This is a genomic window from Paraburkholderia sp. (genome assembly GCF_035948235.1).
In the GTDB taxonomy this organism is placed as follows: Bacteria; Pseudomonadota; Gammaproteobacteria; order Burkholderiales; family Burkholderiaceae; genus Paraburkholderia.
The window spans coordinates 1-22355 of sequence record NZ_DASZJJ010000115.1 but is presented as its reverse complement, the minus strand read 5'-3'; the positions used below and the strand labels follow the sequence as shown (position 1 = coordinate 22355).

Here is a 22355-nt window from a genome sequence, read left to right as displayed (position 1 = left end):
TGCAGGAAGTTATGCAAAATCGCTGCAAGTTGACGCCAGTTTGAGCCACGATGGACTGCGGTTTGGCGCGGTTGCACTGCAATTGCTTATCCAACAGGTTGCCGCTATTCTACCGTGCCGACTACGGAAAATGTGTCAGTCGGTGAGAATCGCGCCCCGGACTTGTCCTACAGCGGTCCGACCGGCGCCTACGGGGCTTTTCAGCCCGCCCCGAGCGCATTAGCAGCTCACGTACCCAGCCTCAACCGATGCCGCCTACCGTATTCATCGTCTCCGACGGTACCGGGATCACTGCCGAAACGTTCGCGCATTCGATCCTGTCCCAGTTCGACCAGAAATTCCGCCTCGTGCGTGTGCCCTTCGTCGATTCGTCCGATAAGGCGTACTCCACAGCCGAAAAGATCAACGAAGCCGCGGTGCAGGAAGGCCGCCGCCCGATCGTCTTCACGACGCTGGTGGACAGCAACTCGAACGAGATCGTCAAGCGCGCCAACGCGCTCGTGCTCGACATGTTCCAGACCTTCGTGGAGCCGCTGGAGCAGGAACTGGAACTCAAGTCGAGCCACGCGATGGGCCGCGGCCACCAGAACGCGGACACCGACGAGTACAAGAACCGCATCGAGGCGATCAACTTCTCGCTCGCGCACGACGACGGTCAATCCGACCGCAATCTCGCCGACGCAGACGTGATCCTGGTGGGCGTGTCGCGCAGCGGCAAGACGCCGACCAGCCTTTATCTGGCGATGCAGTACGGCGTGAAGGCAGCAAACTATCCGCTGATTCCCGACGATTTCGAGCGCGGCAAGCTGCCGACTTCGTTGCTGCCGCATCGTTCGAAGATCTTCGGATTGTCAATCGACCCGCAGCGTCTCACGGAAATCCGCAACGAGCGGCGCCCCGGCAGCAAGTACGCGGCACTGGAAAACTGCCGCTACGAAGTGAACGAAGCCGAAGCGATGATGCGTCGCGAAGGCATCAAGTGGCTCTCCTCCACGCATAAGTCGATCGAGGAAATCGCCACGACGATCCTGCAAGAAATCCGCATCGACAAACCGGCCTATTGATTGACGGTTTGCAACAAAAAAGGCCTGCCGATTCGCATCGGCGGGCCTTTTTGCTTTTGGCGTTAGCGCGAAGTCAGCGTGCGTGGCGCTGCTGACGGCATTGCTCGAAAACGCACACGGCCGCCGCTGCCGCGACATTGAGCGACTCCATACCGCCCGGTTGCGGAATCGTCACGCGCAGCGCCGCCGCGTCGCGCCACACTTGCGAGACGCCCGCGCCTTCGTTGCCGAACACCCAGGCGAGCTGCCCCGTCAGGTCCGCCTCATCGATGGCCTTCGCGCCATGCGAATCGGTGATGACGATGGGCACGCCAAGCATATCGATAAGCGTCTGCGGTTCGACGTTTTCGTAGACCTGCAACAGAAAATGCGCGCCCATCGCCGAGCGCAGCACCTTGGACGACCAAGCGTAAGCCGTGCCCGGCGTGCAGAACACCTTGTCGATGCCCGCCGCCGCGGCGCTACGCAGAATCGAGCCGACATTGCCCGCGTCCTGCAGACCGTCCAGCACGAGACAGGTCGATGCGACGCGCTGAGGCAGCGTGGCTTCCGGCATGTCCACGAGCAGCAGCATCCCCGCGCCGTGCACGACGTTCGACAGCTGGCCGAACAGCGCGTCGGGCAAGGTGATGACGCGGCGCTCGTCGACACGCGCGACGATGTCCTGTGCCTCCGCGTGCGCAAGCGCGCCTTCAGTAACGACGCAATATTCGGGCTGCACGCCGCCGTCGAGCCACGCGCTCGCGAGGTGGAACCCTTCGAGCAGGGCCTGATGGGCGCGCCGCTGTTGATGCGTCGAGCCGGCCAGCGCCTTCAGGCGCTTGTAGAGCGGATTGTCGCGCGAGGTAATGGCTTTCACGGGCAGGCCTGGCGATTCAGAAAAGGATCAATAAAAAGGAAAACGGCGCCGCACGAGGCGGCGCCGGATGAGTTCGGCAGGCGCATCGCGCGGAGTCAGGCGGGCGCGAAGGCGTCGTCGGAACCTGCCGCACCGCTGGCCACCGTCGTAGTCAGCACCGCGCCGTGCAGTTCGAAGGCCTCACGCACCGGCGCGAACGAACGCCGATGATGCTCGCACGGTCCATGCGTGCGCAGCGCCGCCAAATGCTGGGGCGTGCCGTAGCCTGCGTGGGCATCGAAGCCATAAGCGGGAAACGACGAGTGCAGTTCCAGCAGCATGCGGTCGCGCGTGACCTTCGCGATGATCGAAGCCGCCGAGATGGCCGGCACCAGCGCGTCGCCGCCGATCACCGCCTCGCTGCGCACCGGCAGCACCGGGCAGCGGTTGCCGTCGATCTTGGCGAGCGTAGGCGTCACGCTCAGGCCTTCGACCGCGCGGCGCATCGCCAGCATGGTCGCGTGCAGGATATTGAGCGTGTCGATTTCCTCGACGCTCGCTTCGGCCACGCACCACGCAAGCGCACGCTCGACGATGAGATCGTAGAGCGCATCGCGCGACTTCGCGGTCAGCGCCTTCGAATCGTCAAGGCCTTCGATGGGGCGCGCCGGATCGAGAATCACCGCAGCAGCGACCACCGGGCCGGCCAGCGGCCCGCGCCCTGCTTCGTCCACGCCGCAGATGATATCGTCAGGCGATTCGAACAGCAGACCAGCCTGCTCCGCACGCTGCAGGCGCACGGCGCGCTTTTGGGCGGCCTGCGAAGGCGCCTTCGGCTTGGCGGCTACTTTCGCGCGCTTGTTCGCACCCTCGCTCATGCCCGCCCCTTGCGGCTTTCCACCACGCGCGCCACCACTTCGGCAGCCCGCTCCTGGGTGTTCTGGCGCAGCGCGTGATGCATCTGCGTGAACACTTCGGTCAGGGTGCGCCGGTTCGCCTCGTCGTGCAACTGGGTGAGCGTGGCGTCCGCGAGGGCTTCGGGCGTGGCGAAATGCTGGAGAATCTCCGGCACCACGAAACGACCCGCCAGGATGTTCGGCAGCCCGACATAAGGCAGATAGCCCTGACGGCGCATGATCTGCCCCGTGAGCCAAGGCACCTTGTACGAAATCACCATCGGCTTCTTGAGCAGCGCCGCTTCCAGCGTGACCGTGCCGCTCTTCACCAGAATCGCGTCGGCGGCCGTCATGGCCAGCTGCGATTGACCGTCGACGATCGTGAGCGCGAGCCCCTGGTGCTGGCTCGCCAGTTCCTGCAACTGCGCGTGAATCGCCGGCGTGGCCGCCGGCATCACGAAGCGCAGGCCCGGCTCGCGCTGCTGCATGATCTGCATCGCGTCGAAAAACGTCGGGCCGATCAGGTTGATCTCCGAGCGACGGCTGCCGGGCAGCACCGCGATGATCGGGCCGCTATCGGGCAGGCCGAGCGCGCGGCGCGCGCCGGGCACGTCCGGCTCGAGCGGGATATCGTCGGCGAGCGGGTGGCCCACGTAGGACGCGGCCACACCGGCTTTTTCCAGAATCGCGGTTTCGAACGGGAACACGCAGAGCATGTGATCCACCGACTTCTGGATCTTCTTGATGCGCCCGCCCCGCCACGCCCAGATCGACGGGCAGACGAAATGGATCGTGGGAATGCCCGCTTCACGCAACGAATGTTCGAGGCCGAAGTTGAAATCCGGTGCATCCACGCCGATAAAGACGTCGGGCTGTTCCGCGAGCAGTTGGTGCTTCAACTCGCGGCGGATGCGCAGGATTTCGGGAATATGGCTGAGCGCCTCGACATAGCCACGCACCGTGAGCTTGTCCATCGGCCAGTGCGCGTCGAAACCGACGGCCTGCATGCGCGGGCCGCCGATTCCGTAGTACTGCGCAGTATCCGGCAGCTTGCTGACAAGCCCCTTGAGCAGCGACGATGCGAGCAGGTCGCCGGACGGTTCGCCGGCGACCATGGCAAGACGCAACGGATGGGTTTGCAACGCCATCGTTTAGCGGATGATGCCGCGTTGCGACTGCTCGACGAAGCTGAGCAGCGCCTTCACGTGCTCGTCGCCGTCGCCGCCCGCCTGCGCGAGTTCGGCGAGTTGCAGCTTCGCTTCTTCAAGCGACAGGCTGTTCTTGTACAGCGTGCGGTAAGCCGCGCGCAGCGCCGAGATCGCGTCGGGCGAAAAGCCGCGACGGCGCAGACCTTCCACATTGATGCCGTGCGGCACTGCCTTGTTGCCAGCGGCGATCACGAACGGCGGCACGTCCTGCACCAGCGCCGAAGCGCCGCCGACCATCGCATGCGCGCCAATGCGGACGAACTGGTGCACGCCCGTCATGCCGCCGACGATCGCGTGATCGTCCACAAAGACGTGGCCCGCGAGCTGCGCATTGCTCGACATGATGATGTTGTTGCCCAGACGGCAGTCGTGACCGACGTGCACGTAGGCCATGATCCAGCAATCGTCGCCGATCGACGTGACGCCGGTGTCCTGCACCGTGCCCGTGTGCAGCGTGGTGAACTCACGGATCGTATTGCGGTTGCCGATCACGAGCTTCGTGGGTTCGCCGCGGTACTTCATGTCCTGCGGGCGGCCGCCGATTGAGGCGTAATGACCGATCGAATTGTCTTCGCCGATCGTCGTGTGGCCTTCCAGCACGCTATGCGAGCCGACCTGGGTACGCGCGCCGATGGTGACATTCGCACCGATCACCGCATAGGGGCCGATCTCGACCGATTCGTCGACTTGCGCGCCTGGCTCGACGATCGCAGTGGGATGGATCCTGCTCATTCGTCATGCTCTCCGATTCTGTTGTCGTGCGCAGCGCGCCTGCAGGCACGCTGCGGCATGCGACGGCGCAGCTTACTGCGCCGCGTCCATTTTCTTGACGGTGCACATGAGTTCCGCCTCGCAGGCGACCACGCCGTCCACGTCGGCTTGCGCCTTGAACTTCCAGATGCCGCGCATGTAGCGCTCGAACGTCACGTTCAGCATGAGCTGATCGCCCGGCTCGACCACGCGCTTGAAGCGCGCACCGTCGATACCGACGAAGTAATACAGCGTGTTCTCGAAGTCCTGCTCTTCTTCCGAGAACGTGAGCAGCGCGGCGGTCTGCGCCAGCGCTTCAAGGATCATCACGCCCGGCATGACCGGACGCTGCGGGAAGTGCCCCGTGAAAAAGGGCTCGTTGATCGTCACATTCTTCAACGCCTTGATGCTCTTGTGCGGCTCGAGCTCGAGGACCCGGTCCACCATCAGGAACGGATAACGGTGCGGGAGCAGCGTGAGAATCTTGTGGATGTCGAAGTTGAGTTTTTCGATGTTCATGGTGTTTCTGCTCACGCAGGAATTGCGTGTCACTTTCGATTGCGTTGCCCGAAGCGCCTGACTAGCGCCCGGCTATGAGCGGCGGTTGCCGCGCCGGCGAGGCGTACCCCTGCGGTTCGCGCCCAGGCGCAGTATGCGCTCCGCGCGCGACTTCGTGCATACGGATTCCCCCGGTTTGCGAGCCGGGCGCGCAGCCCGGAACACATTGCGCGAGGGTCGGCCCGGCACGCGGCGAGAGCCGCGCCACCAGGCCTGGTTCTTATGCGTCGCCCTGCGGTTTCTGGGCGACAGCGGCTTCGAGCGCGCGGATGCGATCGCGCAGCTTGTCGATGTTGCGCAGCAGCGCGGCGCTCTTGTTCCAGTCGCCGTGTTCGACGGCTGGGAACGCGCTGGTGTAGATGCCGGCCTTCGGCAACGACTTCGACACACCCGACTTCGCCGTGACGATCACGTAGTCGCCCAGCGTCACGTGCCCGGCAATGCCAACCGCGCCGCCGATCATGCAATGCTTGCCGATCGAGGTGCTGCCCGCGATGCCGGCACAGCCGGCGATCACCGTATACGCGCCGATCCGGCAGTTGTGGCCGATCTGCACGAGGTTGTCGATCTTGACGCACTCCTCGATGATCGTGTCGGCCATCGCGCCGCGGTCGATCGTGGTGTTCGCGCCGATTTCGACATCCGGCCCGATCGACACGCCGCCCACCTGCGGAATCTTGACCCAGCTACCCGTGCGCGACTCGCCTTCGCCCGTGAAATCGGGGGCAAAACCGAAACCGTCCGAGCCGATCACCGCGCCCGCGTGCACGATGGCGCGTGCGCCGATCTTGCAGCCGTAGTACACGGTCACGCCCGGATAGAGGTGCGAGCCCTCGCCCACCTGAGTGCCGCGGCCGATCACCACATTGGCGTCCAGACGCACGTTTTCGCCGATCACCGCGCCCGCTTCCACGGTCACGTTCGGGCCAATCACGGCGCTAGCCGCGACTTTGGCCGTCGCGTCGACGTGGGCGCTCGGGTGCACGCCCGGCTGCACCTTCGGTGCGGCCAGGTCGATGAACGCCTGCGCAACGCGCGCGAAGTAAGCATACGGATTGGGTGTGACGATGAAGTTGCGGCCCTCGCGCGAAGCGAGTTTCGCCAGATCGTCCGGGCTGATGAGGACCGCGCCCGCGCGGGTCGTTTCGACCTGCGAGAGATACTTCGGATTGGCAAGGAAAGCCAGTTGCTGCGGACCCGCCTGGTCGAGCGGCGCGAGCGAGCCGACGCGGTGCGTCGCATCGCCCACCACTTCGCCGCCGAACTGCCCGGCGATTGCCTCAAGCGTAAATGCCATGCGCGTGCTGCTCCTGCCTTAGTTGCTGTTGCTGCCGGTGGCGCCGTTGGCCAGCGCCTTCAGCACCTGGTCGGTGATGTCGATGCGCGGACTCACGTAGACCGCTTCCTGCACGATCAGATCGTAATGCTGCTGCTCGGCGATCTGCTTGATCACCTTGTTCGCGCGATCGAGCACCGCCGCGAGTTCTTCGTTGCGGCGCTGGTTCAGATCTTCGCGGAACTCACGCTGCTTGCGCTGAAAATCGCTGTCGAGCTGGGACAGATCGCGCTGCTTCTGGGCGCGATCCGTAACCGACAGGCTGGGCCCGCTCTTGTCGAGCGAGTCCGACATCGTTTTCAGGCGCTGCGCCATGTCCTGCAGATCCTTGTCGCGCTTCGCGAACTCGGCTTCGAGCTTGGTCTGCGCAGCCTTCGCGGGGGCGGATTCGCGCAGGATGCGGTCGGAGTTGACCGCTGCGATTTTCGCTTCCTGCGCATGGGCCGCGCCCGTGCCGAAAGCGAGCATCGCCAGCGACAGCGTCAAGGCCCCGATCGTCCGCCTGGAAAACATACCCGTTAGCAAAGTTATCCTCTCGTTTCTGTAAATACCTGTTCCTGCGCGTACCGTCAGAATGCCGTGCCGATCTGGAACTGGAACTTCTGGTACTGGTCGCCTTCGTGCTTCGTAACCGGGAAGCCAAGGCTGAGCTTGAGCGGGCCGATCGGCGAGATCCACGCCAGACCCACACCGTAGGCGTAACGCAGGCCGTTCGAACCGATGCTGGTGCCTTCGTCGCCCCAGACGTTACCACCGTCAAGGAAGGTAAAGACGCGCAGCGTGCGGTCGTAGCCCGTGCCCGGCAGCGGGAACGTGACTTCGATGTTGCCGACCACCATCTTCGAGCCGCCGATCGGGTCGTTCGTCGTCTTGTCGCGCGGACCCAGCGAGCTAGGCTCATAACCCCGCACCGAACCGATACCGCCGGCGTAGTAGTTCTTGAAGATCGGGTACGGTTTGCCGCCCAGACCGTTGCCGTAGCCGGCCTGGAAGTTCAGGCCCAGCACGAAGCCGCGCGCAAACGAGTAATAGTACTGCGCCTGCACATCGGTCTTGTAGTACTCGGTCGCGCCAATCGGCGTGCCGTACTCGGCGTTGGCCTGCAGGAAGTAACCGCGGCTCGGAATCAGCGCGCTGTCACGCGCGTCGCGCGACCAGCCGATCGTCAGCGGCACGTTGTTCGACACGCGGCCGAACTGCGTGACGTAATCCTTATACGACTGCGGCGTTGCGTCATCGACGTCCAGACGATCCTGCTCGAAGCCCACGCCGAAGAACACGGTATCGACTTCCGAGAACGGAATGCCGAACTTCAGGTCGCCGCCTGCCGTGATGATCTTGAAGCTCGAATCGGTCGAGTAGTACAGCGGCTGGTACGTGCGGTAGTAGACGTCGGTGATGCGCTTGATGCCGTCCACGGTGAAGTACGGATCGACCTGCGTAACCGACAGCGTACGGTACGACTTCGCGGTGTTGACGTTCACCGACAGCGACGTGCCCGAACCGAACACGTTGTCCTGCGACACGCCCGCCGAGAGCACCACCTTGTCGGTCGACGAGAAGCCGGCGCCCAGCGTGATCGCGCCGGTCGGCTTTTCGGCGACCTTCACATCCACGTCCACCTGGTCGGCCGTGCCTTCCACGGGCACCGTGGTGACGTCGACGTCGGTGAAGTAGCCCAGACGGTTGATACGGTCCTTCGACAGCGCGAGGCGGCTCGAATCGAACCACGAGCTTTCGAGCTGGCGCATTTCACGGCGCACGACTTCGTCGCGGGTACGCGTGTTGCCGACCACGTTGACGCGGCGCACGTAGACGCGGCGGCTCGGATCGACCTGCAGCGTGAGGTCGACGGTGTGATTGGCCTGGTTGATCTGCGGCAGCGCGTTGACGGTTGCGAACGCGTAGCCGTATTCACCGAGCTTGTCGACGATAGCCTTGGTCGCCGCCTGCAGCTTTTCAGCCGAGAAACGATCGCCTGCCTTGATCTTGACCAGCTTGCTGAGTTCCGCCTCGCGGTCCAGCAGATTGCCGGCGAGATGGATGCCCGAGACCTTGTACGGCTCGCCCTCGTGCAGCCCGATCGTGAGGTACATGTCCTTCTTGTCGGGCGAGATCGAGACCTGCGTCGAGTCGATGTTGAACTCGAGGTAGCCGTGATTCAGGTAGTACGAGCGCACGTTCTCGAGGTCGCCCGTGAGCTTTTCCTTCGAGTACAGGTCGTTCTTCGTGTACCACGAGAACCAGTTCGGCGTGGACAGCTGCATTTCGCTCAGGAGCGTGCTGCTGCTGTACGTCTTGTTGCCGATAAAGTTGATCTGGCGGATCTTCGCGCTCGGACCTTCGACGACCGAGAACAGCAGACCGACGCGGTTGCGGTCGATCGGCGTAACGGTGGTCGTGACTTCGGCGGCGTAGAAACCGCGCGTGAGGTACTGGCGCTTGAGTTCCTGCTCGGCCTTGTCGACCAGCGCCTTGTCGTAGTAGCGGCCTTGCGACAGACCGACCGCGCGCAGCGCCTTGGTGAGGTTGTCCTTGTCGAACTCGTGGATGCCGGCGAAATCGATCGTGCCGATCGCGGGACGCTCCTGCACCTGAACGACCACCACGCCGCCTTCGGTGGCGATGCGCACGTCGTTGAAGAAGCCGGTTGCATACAGTGCGCGAATCGCTTCGGAGGCCTTGTCGTCGGTGAACGTATCGCCCTGCTTGATCGGCAGGTACGCGAACACCGTGCCCGGCTCTACGCGTTGCAGTCCTTCGATGCGGATGTCCTGTACCACGAAAGGCGTCGTTGCTGCGTGGGCCACCAGACCCTGCGCGGCAAGCGCCGCGGCTGCAACCGTTTTTGGAACCAAGCGATGAGGTCTAAACAACGTGCTTCCCCAGTGTGTATAGCTGCATCAGATCAGGCGGCCCGCACACGGACGCCGCCAGACTTCTTTAAAAATGGATTAACCGAGCCAGGTCGTTGAACAACGCGATCGCCGACAGCGCGACGATGCAGGCAAGTCCCGCCCGCTGCAGCACCATCTGCCAGCGATCCGAGACGGTTTTGCCCGTTACGGCTTCAACCGCATAATATAACAGATGCCCCCCGTCCAATACCGGAATTGGGAGCAGGTTGAGCACGCCAAGGCTAATACTGACAAGGGCGAGGAACGAAAGGAAGGCTGAGGGCCCGAGTCTCGCGCTCTTGCCGGCATAGTCAGCAATCGTCACGGGGCCCGAAAGATTCTTGAGCGACGCTTCGCCCGTGAGCATGTGGCCGAACATCCGCAGCGAATACACGCCGATATCCCAAGTGCGATACGCGCCGAGCCGTGCGCTCTCGAGCGGCCCGTAACGCACCTCCACTGAAGGCCCCTGCGCCGCAAGCGCCGCGCCGATGCGGCCCACCTGCTCGCCCGTTTCCTCGTCGCGCTGCACGGCGGGGGTCACAGTGATCGTGAGCGGCTGCGCCACGCCTTGCGCGTCGCTCTGTGTCGTGCGCGCCGCGCCGCCCGACTCGTCGCCCTGTGCGCCGTCCTTGCCCGCATCCTTGCTTGCGACCTGTTCTGCACCGCCGCGCACAATCTGCAGTTGCACCGGCTTGCCTGCGTGCGCTTTCACGTAGGCAATAAAACTGCTTGCGCTGTCAACGGGTCGCCCGTCGATCGCGCCCAGACGATCGCCCTTCTGCAACCCGGCCTGCTGGGCCGCACTGCCCGGCTCCACGCCTGCGATGCGCAGCGAGCCGCCGCCGGGCTCGAAGCCGATCTTCGACATGAAGTCGTCGTCGAGATCCTTGCTGTCGAGGCGCGAGAGATCGAGCGAATAATCGGAGCTGGCGTTGTTGCCGGCGTGAGCGTCGCGCGCGGCCAGCACCACATGGCGATGGTCGAACGCGGCGGACAGCAGTTTCCAGCGCAGATCGGCCCACGAGCGCACCGGGTCCATGCCGTTGCCGTTCGCCGCACTGACGGACAGGACGGTCTCGCCGCCCTGGAAACCCGCGTTCGCGGCAACTGACTGCGCCGGCGGCGCGGCCACGACCGCGGCAGGCTCAGTTACGCCGCTGGCATAGACCACGGCGAGCAGGACGATGGCAAGGATGAAATTGGCGACGGGACCTGCAGCGACGATGGCGATGCGCTTGCCGACCGATTGACGGTTGAAGGCATGCGGGAGATCGTCTGGGGAAATGGCGCCGGGACGGTCGGCGAATTCGCGCTCGTCGAGCATCTTGACGTAGCCGCCCAGCGGCAGCGCCGAAATCGTCCATTCGGTGCCGCTCTTCTTGCTGACCCAACGCAGAAGCGGTCGCCCAAAGCCGATGGAAAATCGCAGAACCTTGACGCCGCACAAACGCGCGACGCTGTAGTGACCATACTCGTGGACGACGACGAGCACGCCAATCGCCACGACAAAAGCCACCAGTTCGGTGAGCAGATTCATATGCGCCTCCTGTGCTGGAAGCAGCGCGCCAGTGCGGGGAGCGGCCCTGCCTGCGGGCCGAACCTGATGGACGCCCGGGCGCCTGCCGTTGCTGCGCAGGTGTTCCGGGCGGGCCTGGGAAGGCCTTAAGCCGGCACCGGCAGGCTGTCGATGATCTTGTGTGCCGCGCGGCGCGCGGCTGCGTCGGCTTCGAGAACGACGTCGAGGCTGGTGGCGCTGCGGTTCTGCAGCGCATTCAGCACGGCGTCGACCGTCTGCGCGATCGCCATGAAGCCGATACGACGATTCAGGAACGCTTCCACGGCGACTTCGTTCGCCGCATTGAGCGTCGCGCTCGCAATGCCACCCTCGGCCAGCGCCTTCATCGCCAGCGCCAGACACGGGAAGCGCTGGTAATCAGGCTTCTCGAAATTGAGCGTGGCGACCTGCGCGAGATCGAGTTGCGCGACGCCCGAATCGATACGGTCCGGGAACGACATCGCGTGCGCGATCGGCGTGCGCATGTCGGGATTGCCCAGTTGCGCGAGCACCGAACCATCCGCGTACGACACCATCGAGTGAATCACGCTCTGCGGATGGATCAGCACGTCAATGCGGTCGCCCGGCAGATCGAACAGGTAATGCGCCTCGATCACTTCGAGGCCCTTGTTCATCATGGTGGCGGAATCGACCGAAATCTTGCGGCCCATCGACCAGTTGGGGTGCTTGCAGGCCTGCTCCGGCGTCACATCAACAAGCGTGGACGGCTCGCGCGTGCGGAACGGACCGCCCGAGGCGGTGAGGATGATCTTTGTCACGCCGCCGTGCTGCGCGCCATCGCGCGGCATGCACTGGAACACGGCGTTGTGCTCGCTGTCGAGCGGCAGGAGCACGGCGCCGCTGTCGCGCACCGTGTCCATGAAGATGTCGCCCGACATCACCAGCGCTTCCTTGTTCGCGAGCAGGATGCGCTTGCCGGCCCTGGCGGCCGCGAGCGACGGCTCGAGACCTGCCGCGCCGACGATGGCTGCGACCACCGTATCGCAGGCGTCGCTCTTCGCGACGTCGATGAGCGCCTGCGGACCGTAGGTCACGACGGTCTTCGAACCGGCCGCGCGCAGCTTACGCTCGACTTCGGCAGCCGTTGCGGCGTCGCCGACCACGGCCACTTCGGGCGTGAAACGCAGACATTGATCGACGAGCTTGTCGCCGTTGCGGTGCGCCGTGAGCGCGTAGACGGAGAAGCGATCCGGATGACGTGCGACCACGTCAAGCGTGCTGTCTCCGATCGAGCCCGTGGAACCGAGCAGGGTGAGTCGTTTTTGCATTTTCATTTCTCTAACCGGGCGCTTGCGGCGTTAGCCGAGCAGCAACATGGCCAGCGGCAACACCGGCAACAGCGCGTCGATGCGGTCGAGGACCCCGCCGTGACCGGGCAGCAGGCCGCTCGAATCCTTCACGCCAGCCTGACGCTTGAGCATCGACTCGAACAGATCGCCAACCACGCTGAACGCGACCAGCACCGTAAGCACGAAGAGCGCACGGCCGACACCCAGCTGGGCGGCCAGCGCCGAATACAAAGTGGGCTCGAACGCGTTCAGCACGAGCGCGACAACCGACACGACCATCACGGCGGCCCAGCCACCCACTGCGCCTTCCCAGGTCTTGCCGGGGCTGATCGAGGGAGCCAGCTTATGCTTTCCGAATGCCTTGCCCGAGAAGTATGCGCCGATATCGGCCAGCCAGACGACCAGCAGCAGCGAAAGCACGAAGCTCACGCCAAGCGCGCGGGCGCCAACGAGCGCATGCCAGCAGGCGGCGAAGATGACGAAACCGGCGGCCAGCAGGAAGACGCGCCAGGCGCCCGCGGCGAGCACCGGCTTGCGCACCAGCACATAAGGGCCGGCGACCAGCCAGAAAATGCCGGCGGCCTGATAGAGCGGCCGCGCCGATTCAAGCCGGGTACTGGCGAAGACGAGAACGGCGGCGATGGCCGCATAGACGATCGAGCCGAGCTTGCCGGCCTTGAGCAGGCGCGCCCATTCCCACGCGGCGAACACCACCACGAGGCCGATCAGCGCGCCAAAGGCGGCCACCGGGGCGAACAGCGTTACCGGCAGGAAGACGGCCAGCAGGACGATCGCCGTGATGACACGGGTCTTTAGCATGAAAGCGAGTCGGCGTTCTGGTTTTGGGTAACGAGCTGGGCGCTCGTACGGCCGAAGCGGCGCTCACGATCGGCGTAGGACGCGATCGCGCGGTTGAGCGCGTCGGCATCGAAGTCCGGCCAATACGTGTCGGTGAAATAAAATTCTGCGTAAGCGAGCTGCCAGAGCAAGAAATTGCTCACACGCTGCTCTCCGCCAGTGCGGATGAAGAGATCCGGCTCCGGCGCGTAGTTCATGGCGAGATACTGGCTGACCGTGTCTTCGGTCACCGGCACCGCCTCGCCTGCCGCCACCGACGCCTCCACCAGCTTGCGGGTGGCCTGCATGATGTCCCAGCGCCCGCCGTAATTTGCGGCGATGGTCAGCGTGAGGCGGGTGTTGCGCGCGGTCTTGGTTTCCGCGCGGCGAATCAGGTCCTGGATGCGCTCGTTGAACATCGACAGATCGCCCACGACGCGCAGGCGAATGCCGTTGGCGTGCAGGCGCGCCACTTCGCGCTCGAGCGCGGTGACGAACAGGCGCATCAGGAAGGAGACTTCGTCGGTGGGACGCCGCCAGTTCTCGGAACTGAAGGCGAACAGCGTGACGAATTCGACGCCACGCGCAACGCACGCCTCGACGACCGAACGCACGGCGTCCACGCCGCGCGTATGGCCTGCGACGCGCGGCAAGCGGCGCTGCGTTGCCCAACGGCCGTTGCCGTCCATGATGATCGCGATGTGGCGCGGCACGGCCGCCACGTCGGGCACGTGAACGGTTGAGCTGGTATAGGTCATGGCCGTCGGACTAAAACTGCAATAAGGAAAGGGAAACCTGGCGGATCTGGAAGCCTTGCGGCCTCACACCGTCATGATTTCCGCTTCCTTCGTCTGGACGAGCTTGTCGATTTCGGTCACGAAGCGGTCCGTCAGCTTCTGGACGTCGTCGCTGCCGCGGCGCTCGTCGTCTTCCGAAATTTCCTTGTCCTTGACGAGCTTCTTGAGTTGCTCGTTGGCGTCGCGACGCAGGTTACGCACGGCAACCTTGGCCGTTTCGCCTTCGTTCTTGACGACCTTGGTGAGTTCCTTGCGGCGCTCTTCGGTCAGTGCGGGCATCGGCACGCGGATCAGATCGCCGTGCGTGGCCGGGTTCAGACCCAGATCCGACTCGCGGATGGCCTTTTCGATCACCGGCACCATCTTCTTTTCCCACGCCGTGACGCCGATCGTGCGGGCGTCGACCAGCGTCATGTTGGCGACCTGCGAGATGGGCACGGGCGAACCGTAGTAGTCGACCTGGATGTGGTCGAGCAGACCCGTGTGTGCGCGGCCCGTGCGGATCTTCGCCAGATCGCCCTTGAACGCGTCGATCGAGCGCTGCATTTTCTGCTCGGCGCCCTTCTTGATGTCAGCCACAGCCATTTTGATACCTCCGAATCTTCATTACGGTACGGGCCCGCCAGCGCGCATAATGGGCGGCGCGGCCCGAGATCGATCTCGTGTGAGACGAGAGTTTACACGTGGACGAGCGTGCCTTCGTCTTCGCCCTGAATGATGCGCTTGAGCGCACCGGGCTTGACGATCGAAAAAACCCGGATCGGCAGCTTCTGGTCGCGGCACAGCGCGAAGGCCGTGGCGTCCATCACCTGCAGATTGCGGCCGATTGCCTCGTCGAAGCTGATCGTCGAGTAACGGGTGGCCGTCGGGTCCTTCTTGGGGTCGGCCGAGTAGACGCCGTCCACCTTGGTGGCCTTGAGCACCACTTCCGCGCCCACTTCCGCGCCGCGCAGCGCAGCGGCGGTATCGGTGGTGAAGAACGGGTTGCCCGTGCCGGCCGCGAAAATCACGACCTTGCCTTCTTCGAGCTGACGGATCGCGCGCGGGCGGATGTACGGCTCGACCACCTGGTCCATACGCAGCGCGGACTGCACGCGTGCTTCGATGCCGGCGTGACGCATGGCGTCCTGCAGCGCGAGCGCGTTCATCATGGTCGCGAGCATACCCATGTAGTCGGCGGTTGCGCGGTCCATACCGGCCGCGCCGCCCGCGACACCGCGGAAAATATTGCCGCCGCCGATCACGACTGCGAGCTGGGTGCCCAGACGCACGACCTCGGCCACGTCCGCCACCATACGTTCGATCGTGGCGCGATTGATGCCGAAGGCATCATCGCCCATCAGGGCTTCGCCGGAAAGTTTGAGCAGGACGCGTTTATAGGCGGGTGTGGGCATGGAGGTATCCAGGATCGCGCGCAAAGGGCAATAACTTGAAACTGTAGGGGTGAAATACGGCTTGGGGCAAGCGCCACCAGAAATAGCGAAGATTTGCGCCACGGGGCACGGCGGATGGCCGCCATGCCCGGCGTCGCTATTCGGGCGTCGCTACGCTGCCCACCGCGGCGGTGAAACGCCGCCGCGGCTTGCTACGGTACTGCGGTCAGACTTTTACTGCCTTGAAGCGTGCCGTTGTTTAAGCGGCGTTTGCTGCTTTAAGGCTTGCGCGGCCTTATTGCTGCTTTGCAGCAGCGACTTGTGCGGCCACTTCGGCTGCGAAGTCGTCTTGACGCTTCTCAATGCCTTCGCCAACGACGAACAGCGCGAACTTCTGCACCGAGCTGTTAGCAGCCTTCAGCATCTGTTCGATCGTCTGCTTGTCGTTCTTAACGAACGGCTGGTTCAGCAGCGAGACTTCCTTCAGGTACTTCTGGACCGAACCGTCAACCATCTTGGCGACGATTTCAGCCGGCTTGCCCGATTCAGCAGCCTTCTGCTCAGCGATGCTGCGCTCCTTGGCGATCAGCTCGGCCGGCACGTCGTCCGACGACAGCGAGACCGGCTTCATCGCGGCGATGTGCATCGCGACGTCCTTGCCCACTTGCTCTTCAGCGCCCGTGTACTCGACCAGCACGCCGATACGCGTGCCGTGCAGGTACGCAGCCAGCTTGTTAGCGGTTTCGAAACGCGCGAAGCGGCGGATCGAGACGTTTTCGCCGATCTTGCCGACCAGTGCCAGACGCACTGCGTCGACCGTCGAGCCTTCCAGCGGCAGAGCCGAGAGAGCCGCGACGTCAGCGGGGTTTTGCGTAGCGACCAGTTCGGCCACCGTGTTCGAGAATGCGAGGAAGTCGTCGTTCTTCGCAACGAAGTCGGTTTCGCAGTTCAGTTCGACCACGGCGCCAGCGTTGCCGCCGATGAACGAAGCGATCACGCCTTCAGCCGTGACGCGCGATGCAGCCTTGCTCGCCTTGTTGCCGAGCTTGACGCGCAGGAGTTCTTCAGCGCGTGCCAGGTCGCCGTCGGCTTCCGTCAGCGCCTTCTTGCATTCCATCATCGGCGCATCGGTCTTCGCGCGCAGTTCTGCCACCATGCTTGCGGTAATTGCCGCCATCATTCGCTCCTTGAGTCTGTCTGGTACGCGCCAGACGCATGCTTCGATGCGCCCGGCAGGAATTCGTTTCCGTTATTGCCCGTGCTGAAACGCTTTTTTACAGCTGCTTCTACAGGACTACGGTGCCGCCCATATGACGCGGCGTCGAATGCCACGGCTTAAAAAAAAGGGGCCTATGGAAAGCCCCCTTTTTTTGCCGGACACGGGGGCAGCTTACGCCTCCGGGTTGACCTCGACGAACTCGTCGTCGCCGTCGTTGCCGCGTGCAGCTGCGACCACTTCGTTCACCGAGTTCGCGCGGCCTTCGAGGATCGCGTCCGCCACGCCTTGCGTGTACAGCGCGACAGCCTTGCTGGCGTCGTCGTTACCCGGGATGACGTAGTCGATGCCTTCCGGCGAGTGGTTCGTGTCGACCACAGCGATAACGGGGATGCCCAGCTTGTTGGCTTCCGTCACAGCGATCTTGTGGTAGCCGACGTCAACCACGAAGATTGCGTCCGGAATGCCGCCCATGTCCTTCACGCCGCCGATCGACTTTTGCAGCTTGGCGATTTCGCGTTCGAACAGGAGCGCTTCCTTCTTGCTCATCTTTTCGAGTTCGCCTGCCTCAACTGCTGCTTCCATGTCCTTCAGGCGCTTGATCGAAACCTTCAGCGTCTTGAAGTTGGTCAGCATGCCGCCGAGCCAGCGTGCGTTCACGAACGGCATACCTGCGCGGTTTGCTTCTTCAGCGATCGTGTCACGCGATTGACGCTTCGTGCCGACGAACAGAATCGTGCCACGGTTCGATGCCAGTTGACGCACGTACTTCAGTGCGTCGTTGTACATCGGCAGCGTCTTTTCGAGGTTGATGATGTGAATCTTGTTGCGATGACCGAAGATGAAGGGGGCCATCTTCGGGTTCCAGAAGCGCGTCTGGTGACCGAAGTGGACACCTGCTTCCAGCATTTGGCGCATGGTAACTGCCATGTTTGATTCTCCGCGAGGGTTGGGTTCTTAAGCCGGCTGCCGTATCGGAGCGCCGCCCCGCTTTCGGGACTGACGCCGCGACACCCTGGGTGCACCGGCTTGCGATTTCAAATTGCACTACCTAAGTTGCCTTGGCCGATTGATCCTGACAGATTCGAACGGACGGGAGCGACTTAGCCGAAGAGTATAGCACGCAAATTGTGCATGCCTCAAGACGGCTATTACCCTCGGGCCATACCGACCGGTCGATGTATCGACGATTGCGGAATCAGGCCGCCGGCAGCATAGCGCATTCTCAAAAGCCAGCGACCATAGTGATTAGGTGCGATAATTCGATATTCGACTGCATTTTCGGGCGCATACCATGGCCATTTCGATCAAGACCGAACACGACATCGCGCAAATGCGCGTCGCCTGCCGACTGGCGAGCGAGGTGCTCGATTACATTACGCCCTTTGTGGTGGCGGGCGTCACGACCGGCGAAATCGACCGGCTCTGTCACGAATACATGACCAACGTGCAGGGCACGGTGCCCGCGCCGCTGAATTACCAGCCGCCTGGCTACCCGCCCTACCCGAAGGCAATCTGCACCTCGGTCAACGATGTGATCTGTCACGGTATTCCGGGCGACAAGGCGCTGAAGAACGGCGACACGCTCAATATCGACGTCACGGTCATCAAGGACGGCTACTTCGGCGACACAAGCCGCATGTTTATCGTCGGCGAGGGTTCGATTCTCGCGAAGCGCCTCGTGCAGACCACCTACGAATGCATGTGGCTCGGCATCGACCAGGTTCGCCCCGGTGGCCATCTGGGCGATATCGGCCATGCGATCCAGCGTTACGCGGAAGCGCAAGGTTATAGCGTCGTGCGCGAATACTGCGGCCACGGCATCGGCACGGTATTCCACGACGAGCCGCAGGTGCTCCATTACGGCCGCGCCGGCACCGGCGTGGAACTGCTGCCCGGCATGATCTTCACCATCGAGCCGATGATCAACGCGGGCCGCCGCGACATCCGCACGATGCCGGACCAGTGGACCGTCAAGACCAAGGACCGCAGCCTGTCGGCGCAGTGGGAGCACACCGTGCTCGTGACTGAAACCGGCTACGAAGTGCTGACGGTTTCGGCGGGCACGCCCGCCAAACCGGCGATCGTCGCGCAGGCGGCAAGCGCCACGGCCTGAACTGGGCAGCAAAGCCAGTCACTGCCGCTCGCCGCTTCATTCCGGCCGGGCGGCAGCGCACGGCTCCCGCCACACGCGGGAAGCCTGCAACAGCAGCACATACGCACCAAACACGGCATCACCCGCACGACCAGCACCAACGGCATGACACGGCCAAAGGCCGCATAAATCCGGGCAAGCCGACCAGGCCCGGCTGAACGAGCCTCACCCCAGTCCGTCCGGCTTGCCCCACGAACTCCGCCGCACGCACGGCACCTCGCCCGACCAACCGCGCCACCACCAGACCATGAGCGTTCTCGCCGTCGCCGCACCCGATACGTCGTCGCTGAAGTCCGACTACAAGGCCGCCAAGGCCGAGTTGCTCGAGCGTTTCAAGAGCGCGTCCAATGTCGATTCGCTGATGCACGCCCTCGCGCGCACCACCGATGAGATGCTGCGTCGCGCCTGGAGCCTGTGCGAATTGCCGGCGTCGCTGGCGCTGGTGGCCGTAGGCGGCTTCGGCCGCGGCGAACTCGCGCCCTTTTCCGACGTCGACATCCTCGTGCTGCTGCCCGACGACGAAGCCCTCGCACCGCTCGAAGCGCGCATCGAACGTTTTATCGGTCTGGCCTGGGATCTCGGGCTGGAAATCGGCAGCAGCGTGCGCAGTGTTTCGCAATGTCTGGAGGAAGCGGCCAACGACGTGACGGTGCGAACGTCGCTGCTCGAGGCGCGCCGCATCACCGGCAGCACCACCTTGTTCGGCGACTTCGCCCAGCGTTACCGCGACGCCATGGACCCGCGCGCTTTTTTCCAGGCGAAGGTGCTGGAAATGCGCCAGCGCCACGCGCGCTTCCAGGACACGCCCTACGCGCTGGAGCCGAACGTCAAGGAAAGCCCCGGCGGACTGCGCGACCTGCAACTGATCCTGTGGATCACGGAAGCCGCGGCCTTCGGCAGCAGCTGGAAGGAACTCGACCAGCGCGGCCTGATCACGACGCGCGAAGCCCGCGAACTGCGCCGCAACGAAGCGTTCCTCAAGGCACTGCGCGCGCGCCTGCATGTGATCGCCGGACGCCGTCAGGACATTCTGGTGTTCGACCTGCAAACGCCCGTTGCCGAAAGCTTCGGCTTCAAGGCCAGCAGCGCGCGGCGCGCAAGCGAACAGTTGATGCGACGCTATTACTGGGCCGCCAAGGCAGTGACCCAGCTCGCCAGCATCCTGATCCAGAACATCGAAGCGCAGCTCTTCCCGAGCACGAGCGGCATCACGCGGACCCTGTCGGACCACTTCGTCGAAAAGCAAGGCATGATCGAAATCGTGTCCGACGATGTGTTCGAGCGAGAACCGCACACGATCCTCGAAGCTTTCCTGCTCTACGAACAGGTGCCAGGCGTGAAGGGACTGTCGGCGCGCACCATGCGCGCGCTCTATAACGCGCGCGAAAAGATGGACCTGCACTGGCGGCGCGATCCGGAAAACCGCCGCCTGTTCATGGAAATCCTCAAGCAGCCGGCCGGCATCACCCACGCCATGCGGCTGATGAACCAGACGAGCGTGCTTGGGCGCTACCTGCTGAACTTCCGGCGCATCGTCGGCCAGATGCAGCACGACCTCTATCACGTCTACACGGTCGATCAGCACATCCTGATGGTGCTGCGTAACATCCGCCGCTTCGCCGTGGCGGAACACGCGCATGAATATCCGTTCTGCAGCCAGTTGATCGCCAATTTCGAGCGGCCCTGGGTGCTCTACGTGGCGGCGCTCTTTCACGACATCGCCAAAGGACGCGGCGGCGACCATTCGCAGCTGGGCATGGCCGACGCGCGGCGCTTCTGCCGCGAGCACGGCATCGAAGGCGAGGACGCCGACCTGATCGTCTGGCTCGTCCAACAGCATCTGACCATGAGCCAGGTCGCGCAAAAGCAGGACACGAGCGACCCCGAAGTGGTGAAGCGTTTCGCCGATATGGTGGGCTCGGAGCGACGTCTTTCGGCGCTCTACCTGCTGACGGTGGCCGACATTCGCGGCACCAGCCCGAAGGTCTGGAACAACTGGAAGGGCAAGCTGCTCGAAGATCTCTATCGATCGACGCTGGCGGTGCTCGGCGGCGCGCGGCCCGACACGCATTCGGAACTCAAGACGCGCCAGGAACTGGCGCTCGCGCTGCTGCGCCTCGAAACCGTGCCGGAACATGCGCATTTCGCGCTCTGGGACAAGCTCGACGTCGGCTATTTCCTGCGTCACGACGCCGCCGATATTGCCTGGCAGACGCGCGTACTCTACCGCCACGTCGAAACGCCTTCGCCCGTTGTGCGTGCACGTCCCTCGCCGATCGGCGAAGCGCTGCAGGTGCTGGTCTACGCGAAGGATCGCGCCGATCTGTTCGCGACGATGTGCGCGTACTTCGACCGCAGCGGCCTGTCCGTGCTCGATGCGCGCGTGAGCACGACGCGGCACGGCTATGCGCTCGACAATTTCATCGTCGCCCACACCGAGGGCGACGTGCATTACCGCGACATCGCGAACCTGGTCGAGCAGGAGCTCGCCGAGCGCCTCGCGGCCGAAAGCCACGTGCTGCCGGAACCGTCGAAGGGACGGCTCTCGCGACTGTCGCGCACCTTCCCGGTGACGCCGCGTGTCGACCTGCGGGCCGACGAACGCGGCCAGTATTACATCCTGTCCGTGTCGGCCAACGACCGGCCGGGCCTTCTTTATTCGATCGCGCGCGTGCTGGCCGAGCACCGGGTCGGCGTCCATGCGGCGCGGATCAACACGCTCGGCGAGCGCGTCGAGGACGTCTTTCTGCTGGACGGTTCGGGACTCTCCGACAACCGTCTGCAGATCCGGGTCGAAACCGAACTGCTGCGCGCGATAGCAGTGTGAAAGTCATAGCGAATTACCTGAATCATGCGAGCCAAACTCACAGCCAAACACCCGCGCCCGACCACCCCGGAGCGCTCCCCCGTCCGACGCGGCAGCACGACCGCCCGCAAACCGGTGCGGCCGGCTGAAGCGCGGCCCGCTGACGCGCGGCCGGCGGCCGGGAAACCCGCGGGCGGTAAGCCCGCACGCCCCGGCAAGCCGATGTCGCGCGAAGGTGGCGGCGAACGCGGCTTTGCGCGCCGTGACGAGGGTGGCGAACGCCGTCCATTCCGCGCGCGCGAAGATGGCGGCGATCGTCGTCCTCCGCGCCGCGATGAAGGTGGTGAGCGTCGCTCGTTTGGGCCGCGTGAGGATGGCGGTGAACGTCGCTTCCCGCGTCGTGACGAAGGTGGCGAGCGTCGTTCGTTTGGGCCGCGTGAAGATGGTGGTGAGCGTCGCTTCCCGCGTCGCGATGAAGGCGGCGAACGCCGTCCGTTCCGTGCTCGCGAAGATGGCGGTGGCAGCCGTCCTCCGCGCCGCGATGAAGGTGGCGAACGTCGTTCGTTCGGTCCGCGTGAAGATGGCGGTGAACGTCGCTTCCCGCGCCGTGACGAAGGTGGCGAGCGTCGTTCGTTCGGTCCGCGTGAAGATGGTGGTGAACGCCGCTTCCCGCGTCGCGACGAAGGTGGCGAACGCCGTTCGTTCGGTCCGCGTGAGGATGGCGGTGAACGTCGCTTCCCGCGTCGCGATGAAGGC

At 64.0% G+C, this 22355-nt stretch carries 20 protein-coding genes; 3 read left to right on the top strand and 17 right to left on the bottom strand.

All coding sequences use genetic code 11. From position 1 onward, the window contains the following. Positions 1-248 precede the first annotated feature (248 nt). Positions 249-1064, top strand: coding sequence for a posphoenolpyruvate synthetase regulatory kinase/phosphorylase PpsR (ppsR, locus tag VG320_RS10205; RefSeq protein WP_327199989.1), 816 nt, complete (start codon positions 249-251; stop codon positions 1062-1064). 73 nt (positions 1065-1137) lie between these two features. On the opposite strand, the gene VG320_RS10200 is transcribed toward ppsR, so the two are convergent. The 16 genes from VG320_RS10200 to rpsB all read right to left on the bottom strand — a co-directional run bounded on the left by VG320_RS10200 (position 1138) and on the right by rpsB (position 17568). Continuing rightward, on the bottom strand, positions 1138-1923 hold the full coding sequence (locus VG320_RS10200; RefSeq protein WP_327199988.1) for an RNA methyltransferase: 786 nt from the start codon (positions 1921-1923) through the stop codon (positions 1138-1140). A gap of 95 nt (positions 1924-2018) precedes the next feature. Beyond that, complete coding sequence (gene rnhB, locus VG320_RS10195; RefSeq protein ID WP_327199987.1) at positions 2019-2780, bottom strand: ribonuclease HII; 762 nt, start codon at positions 2778-2780, stop codon at positions 2019-2021. After that, on the bottom strand, positions 2777-3946 hold the full coding sequence (gene lpxB / locus VG320_RS10190; protein WP_327199986.1) for a lipid-A-disaccharide synthase: 1170 nt from the start codon (positions 3944-3946) through the stop codon (positions 2777-2779). Before lpxB ends, rnhB begins: the two co-directional genes overlap by 4 nt. 3 nt (positions 3947-3949) lie before the next feature. After that, on the bottom strand, positions 3950-4738 hold the full coding sequence (lpxA, locus tag VG320_RS10185) for an acyl-ACP--UDP-N-acetylglucosamine O-acyltransferase (RefSeq protein ID WP_327199985.1): 789 nt from the start codon (positions 4736-4738) through the stop codon (positions 3950-3952). A gap of 72 nt (positions 4739-4810) precedes the next feature. After that, complete coding sequence (gene fabZ / locus VG320_RS10180; RefSeq protein WP_327199984.1) at positions 4811-5275, bottom strand: 3-hydroxyacyl-ACP dehydratase FabZ; 465 nt, start codon at positions 5273-5275, stop codon at positions 4811-4813. A gap of 259 nt (positions 5276-5534) precedes the next feature. After that, positions 5535-6611, bottom strand: coding sequence for a UDP-3-O-(3-hydroxymyristoyl)glucosamine N-acyltransferase (gene lpxD / locus VG320_RS10175; protein ID WP_327199983.1), 1077 nt, complete (start codon positions 6609-6611; stop codon positions 5535-5537). A gap of 18 nt (positions 6612-6629) precedes the next feature. Then, positions 6630-7175 (bottom strand): OmpH family outer membrane protein, encoded by a 546-nt coding sequence (locus tag VG320_RS10170; protein ID WP_327199982.1) that lies wholly within the window; start codon positions 7173-7175, stop codon positions 6630-6632. Between the two features lie 44 nt (positions 7176-7219). After that, positions 7220-9526: an outer membrane protein assembly factor BamA gene (gene bamA, locus VG320_RS10165; protein ID WP_327199981.1), complete on the bottom strand. Its 2307-nt coding sequence runs from the start codon at positions 9524-9526 to the stop codon at positions 7220-7222. Positions 9527-9593: 67 nt separating this feature from the next. Continuing rightward, positions 9594-11087: an RIP metalloprotease RseP gene (gene rseP / locus VG320_RS10160; RefSeq protein ID WP_327199980.1), complete on the bottom strand. Its 1494-nt coding sequence runs from the start codon at positions 11085-11087 to the stop codon at positions 9594-9596. A 125-nt stretch (positions 11088-11212) separates the two neighbouring features. Beyond that, the gene (locus VG320_RS10155; RefSeq protein WP_327199979.1) at positions 11213-12394 is read right to left on the bottom strand and encodes a 1-deoxy-D-xylulose-5-phosphate reductoisomerase; all 1182 of its coding nucleotides are present in this window, start codon (positions 12392-12394) and stop codon (positions 11213-11215) included. 30 nt (positions 12395-12424) lie between these two features. Continuing rightward, on the bottom strand, positions 12425-13234 hold the full coding sequence (locus VG320_RS10150) for a phosphatidate cytidylyltransferase (RefSeq protein ID WP_327199978.1): 810 nt from the start codon (positions 13232-13234) through the stop codon (positions 12425-12427). Then, positions 13228-14010, bottom strand: a complete 783-nt coding sequence (gene uppS / locus VG320_RS10145; RefSeq protein WP_327199977.1) for a polyprenyl diphosphate synthase — start codon at positions 14008-14010, stop codon at positions 13228-13230. Before uppS ends, VG320_RS10150 begins: the two co-directional genes overlap by 7 nt. Positions 14011-14073: 63 nt before the next feature. Continuing rightward, positions 14074-14634, bottom strand: coding sequence for a ribosome recycling factor (frr, locus tag VG320_RS10140; protein WP_103703898.1), 561 nt, complete (start codon positions 14632-14634; stop codon positions 14074-14076). Positions 14635-14726: 92 nt separating this feature from the next. Further along, a complete protein-coding gene (gene pyrH, locus VG320_RS10135) occupies positions 14727-15443 on the bottom strand; it encodes a UMP kinase (protein WP_027814826.1) in 717 nt (238 codons plus the stop codon). Positions 15444-15717: 274 nt separating this feature from the next. Beyond that, positions 15718-16599: a translation elongation factor Ts gene (gene tsf / locus VG320_RS10130; protein WP_321841564.1), complete on the bottom strand. Its 882-nt coding sequence runs from the start codon at positions 16597-16599 to the stop codon at positions 15718-15720. Positions 16600-16812: 213 nt separating this feature from the next. Next, entirely contained in the window at positions 16813-17568 is a 756-nt protein-coding gene (gene rpsB / locus VG320_RS10125) for a 30S ribosomal protein S2 (RefSeq protein WP_103703900.1), read from the bottom strand. Positions 17569-17932: 364 nt separating this feature from the next. Here rpsB and map point away from each other — a divergent pair, with 364 nt between their 5' ends. Both map and VG320_RS10115 read left to right on the top strand, forming a co-directional pair. Further along, the gene (gene map, locus VG320_RS10120) at positions 17933-18754 is read left to right on the top strand and encodes a type I methionyl aminopeptidase (RefSeq protein WP_327199976.1); all 822 of its coding nucleotides are present in this window, start codon (positions 17933-17935) and stop codon (positions 18752-18754) included. A gap of 286 nt (positions 18755-19040) precedes the next feature. Continuing rightward, positions 19041-21620, top strand: a complete 2580-nt coding sequence (locus VG320_RS10115) for a [protein-PII] uridylyltransferase (protein WP_327200025.1) — start codon at positions 19041-19043, stop codon at positions 21618-21620. 3 nt (positions 21621-21623) lie between these two features. Here the strand turns inward: VG320_RS10115 and VG320_RS10110 are convergent. Then, positions 21624-22355 (bottom strand): hypothetical protein (locus VG320_RS10110; RefSeq protein WP_327199975.1); only part of this gene is annotated, 732 nt, incomplete at its 5' end.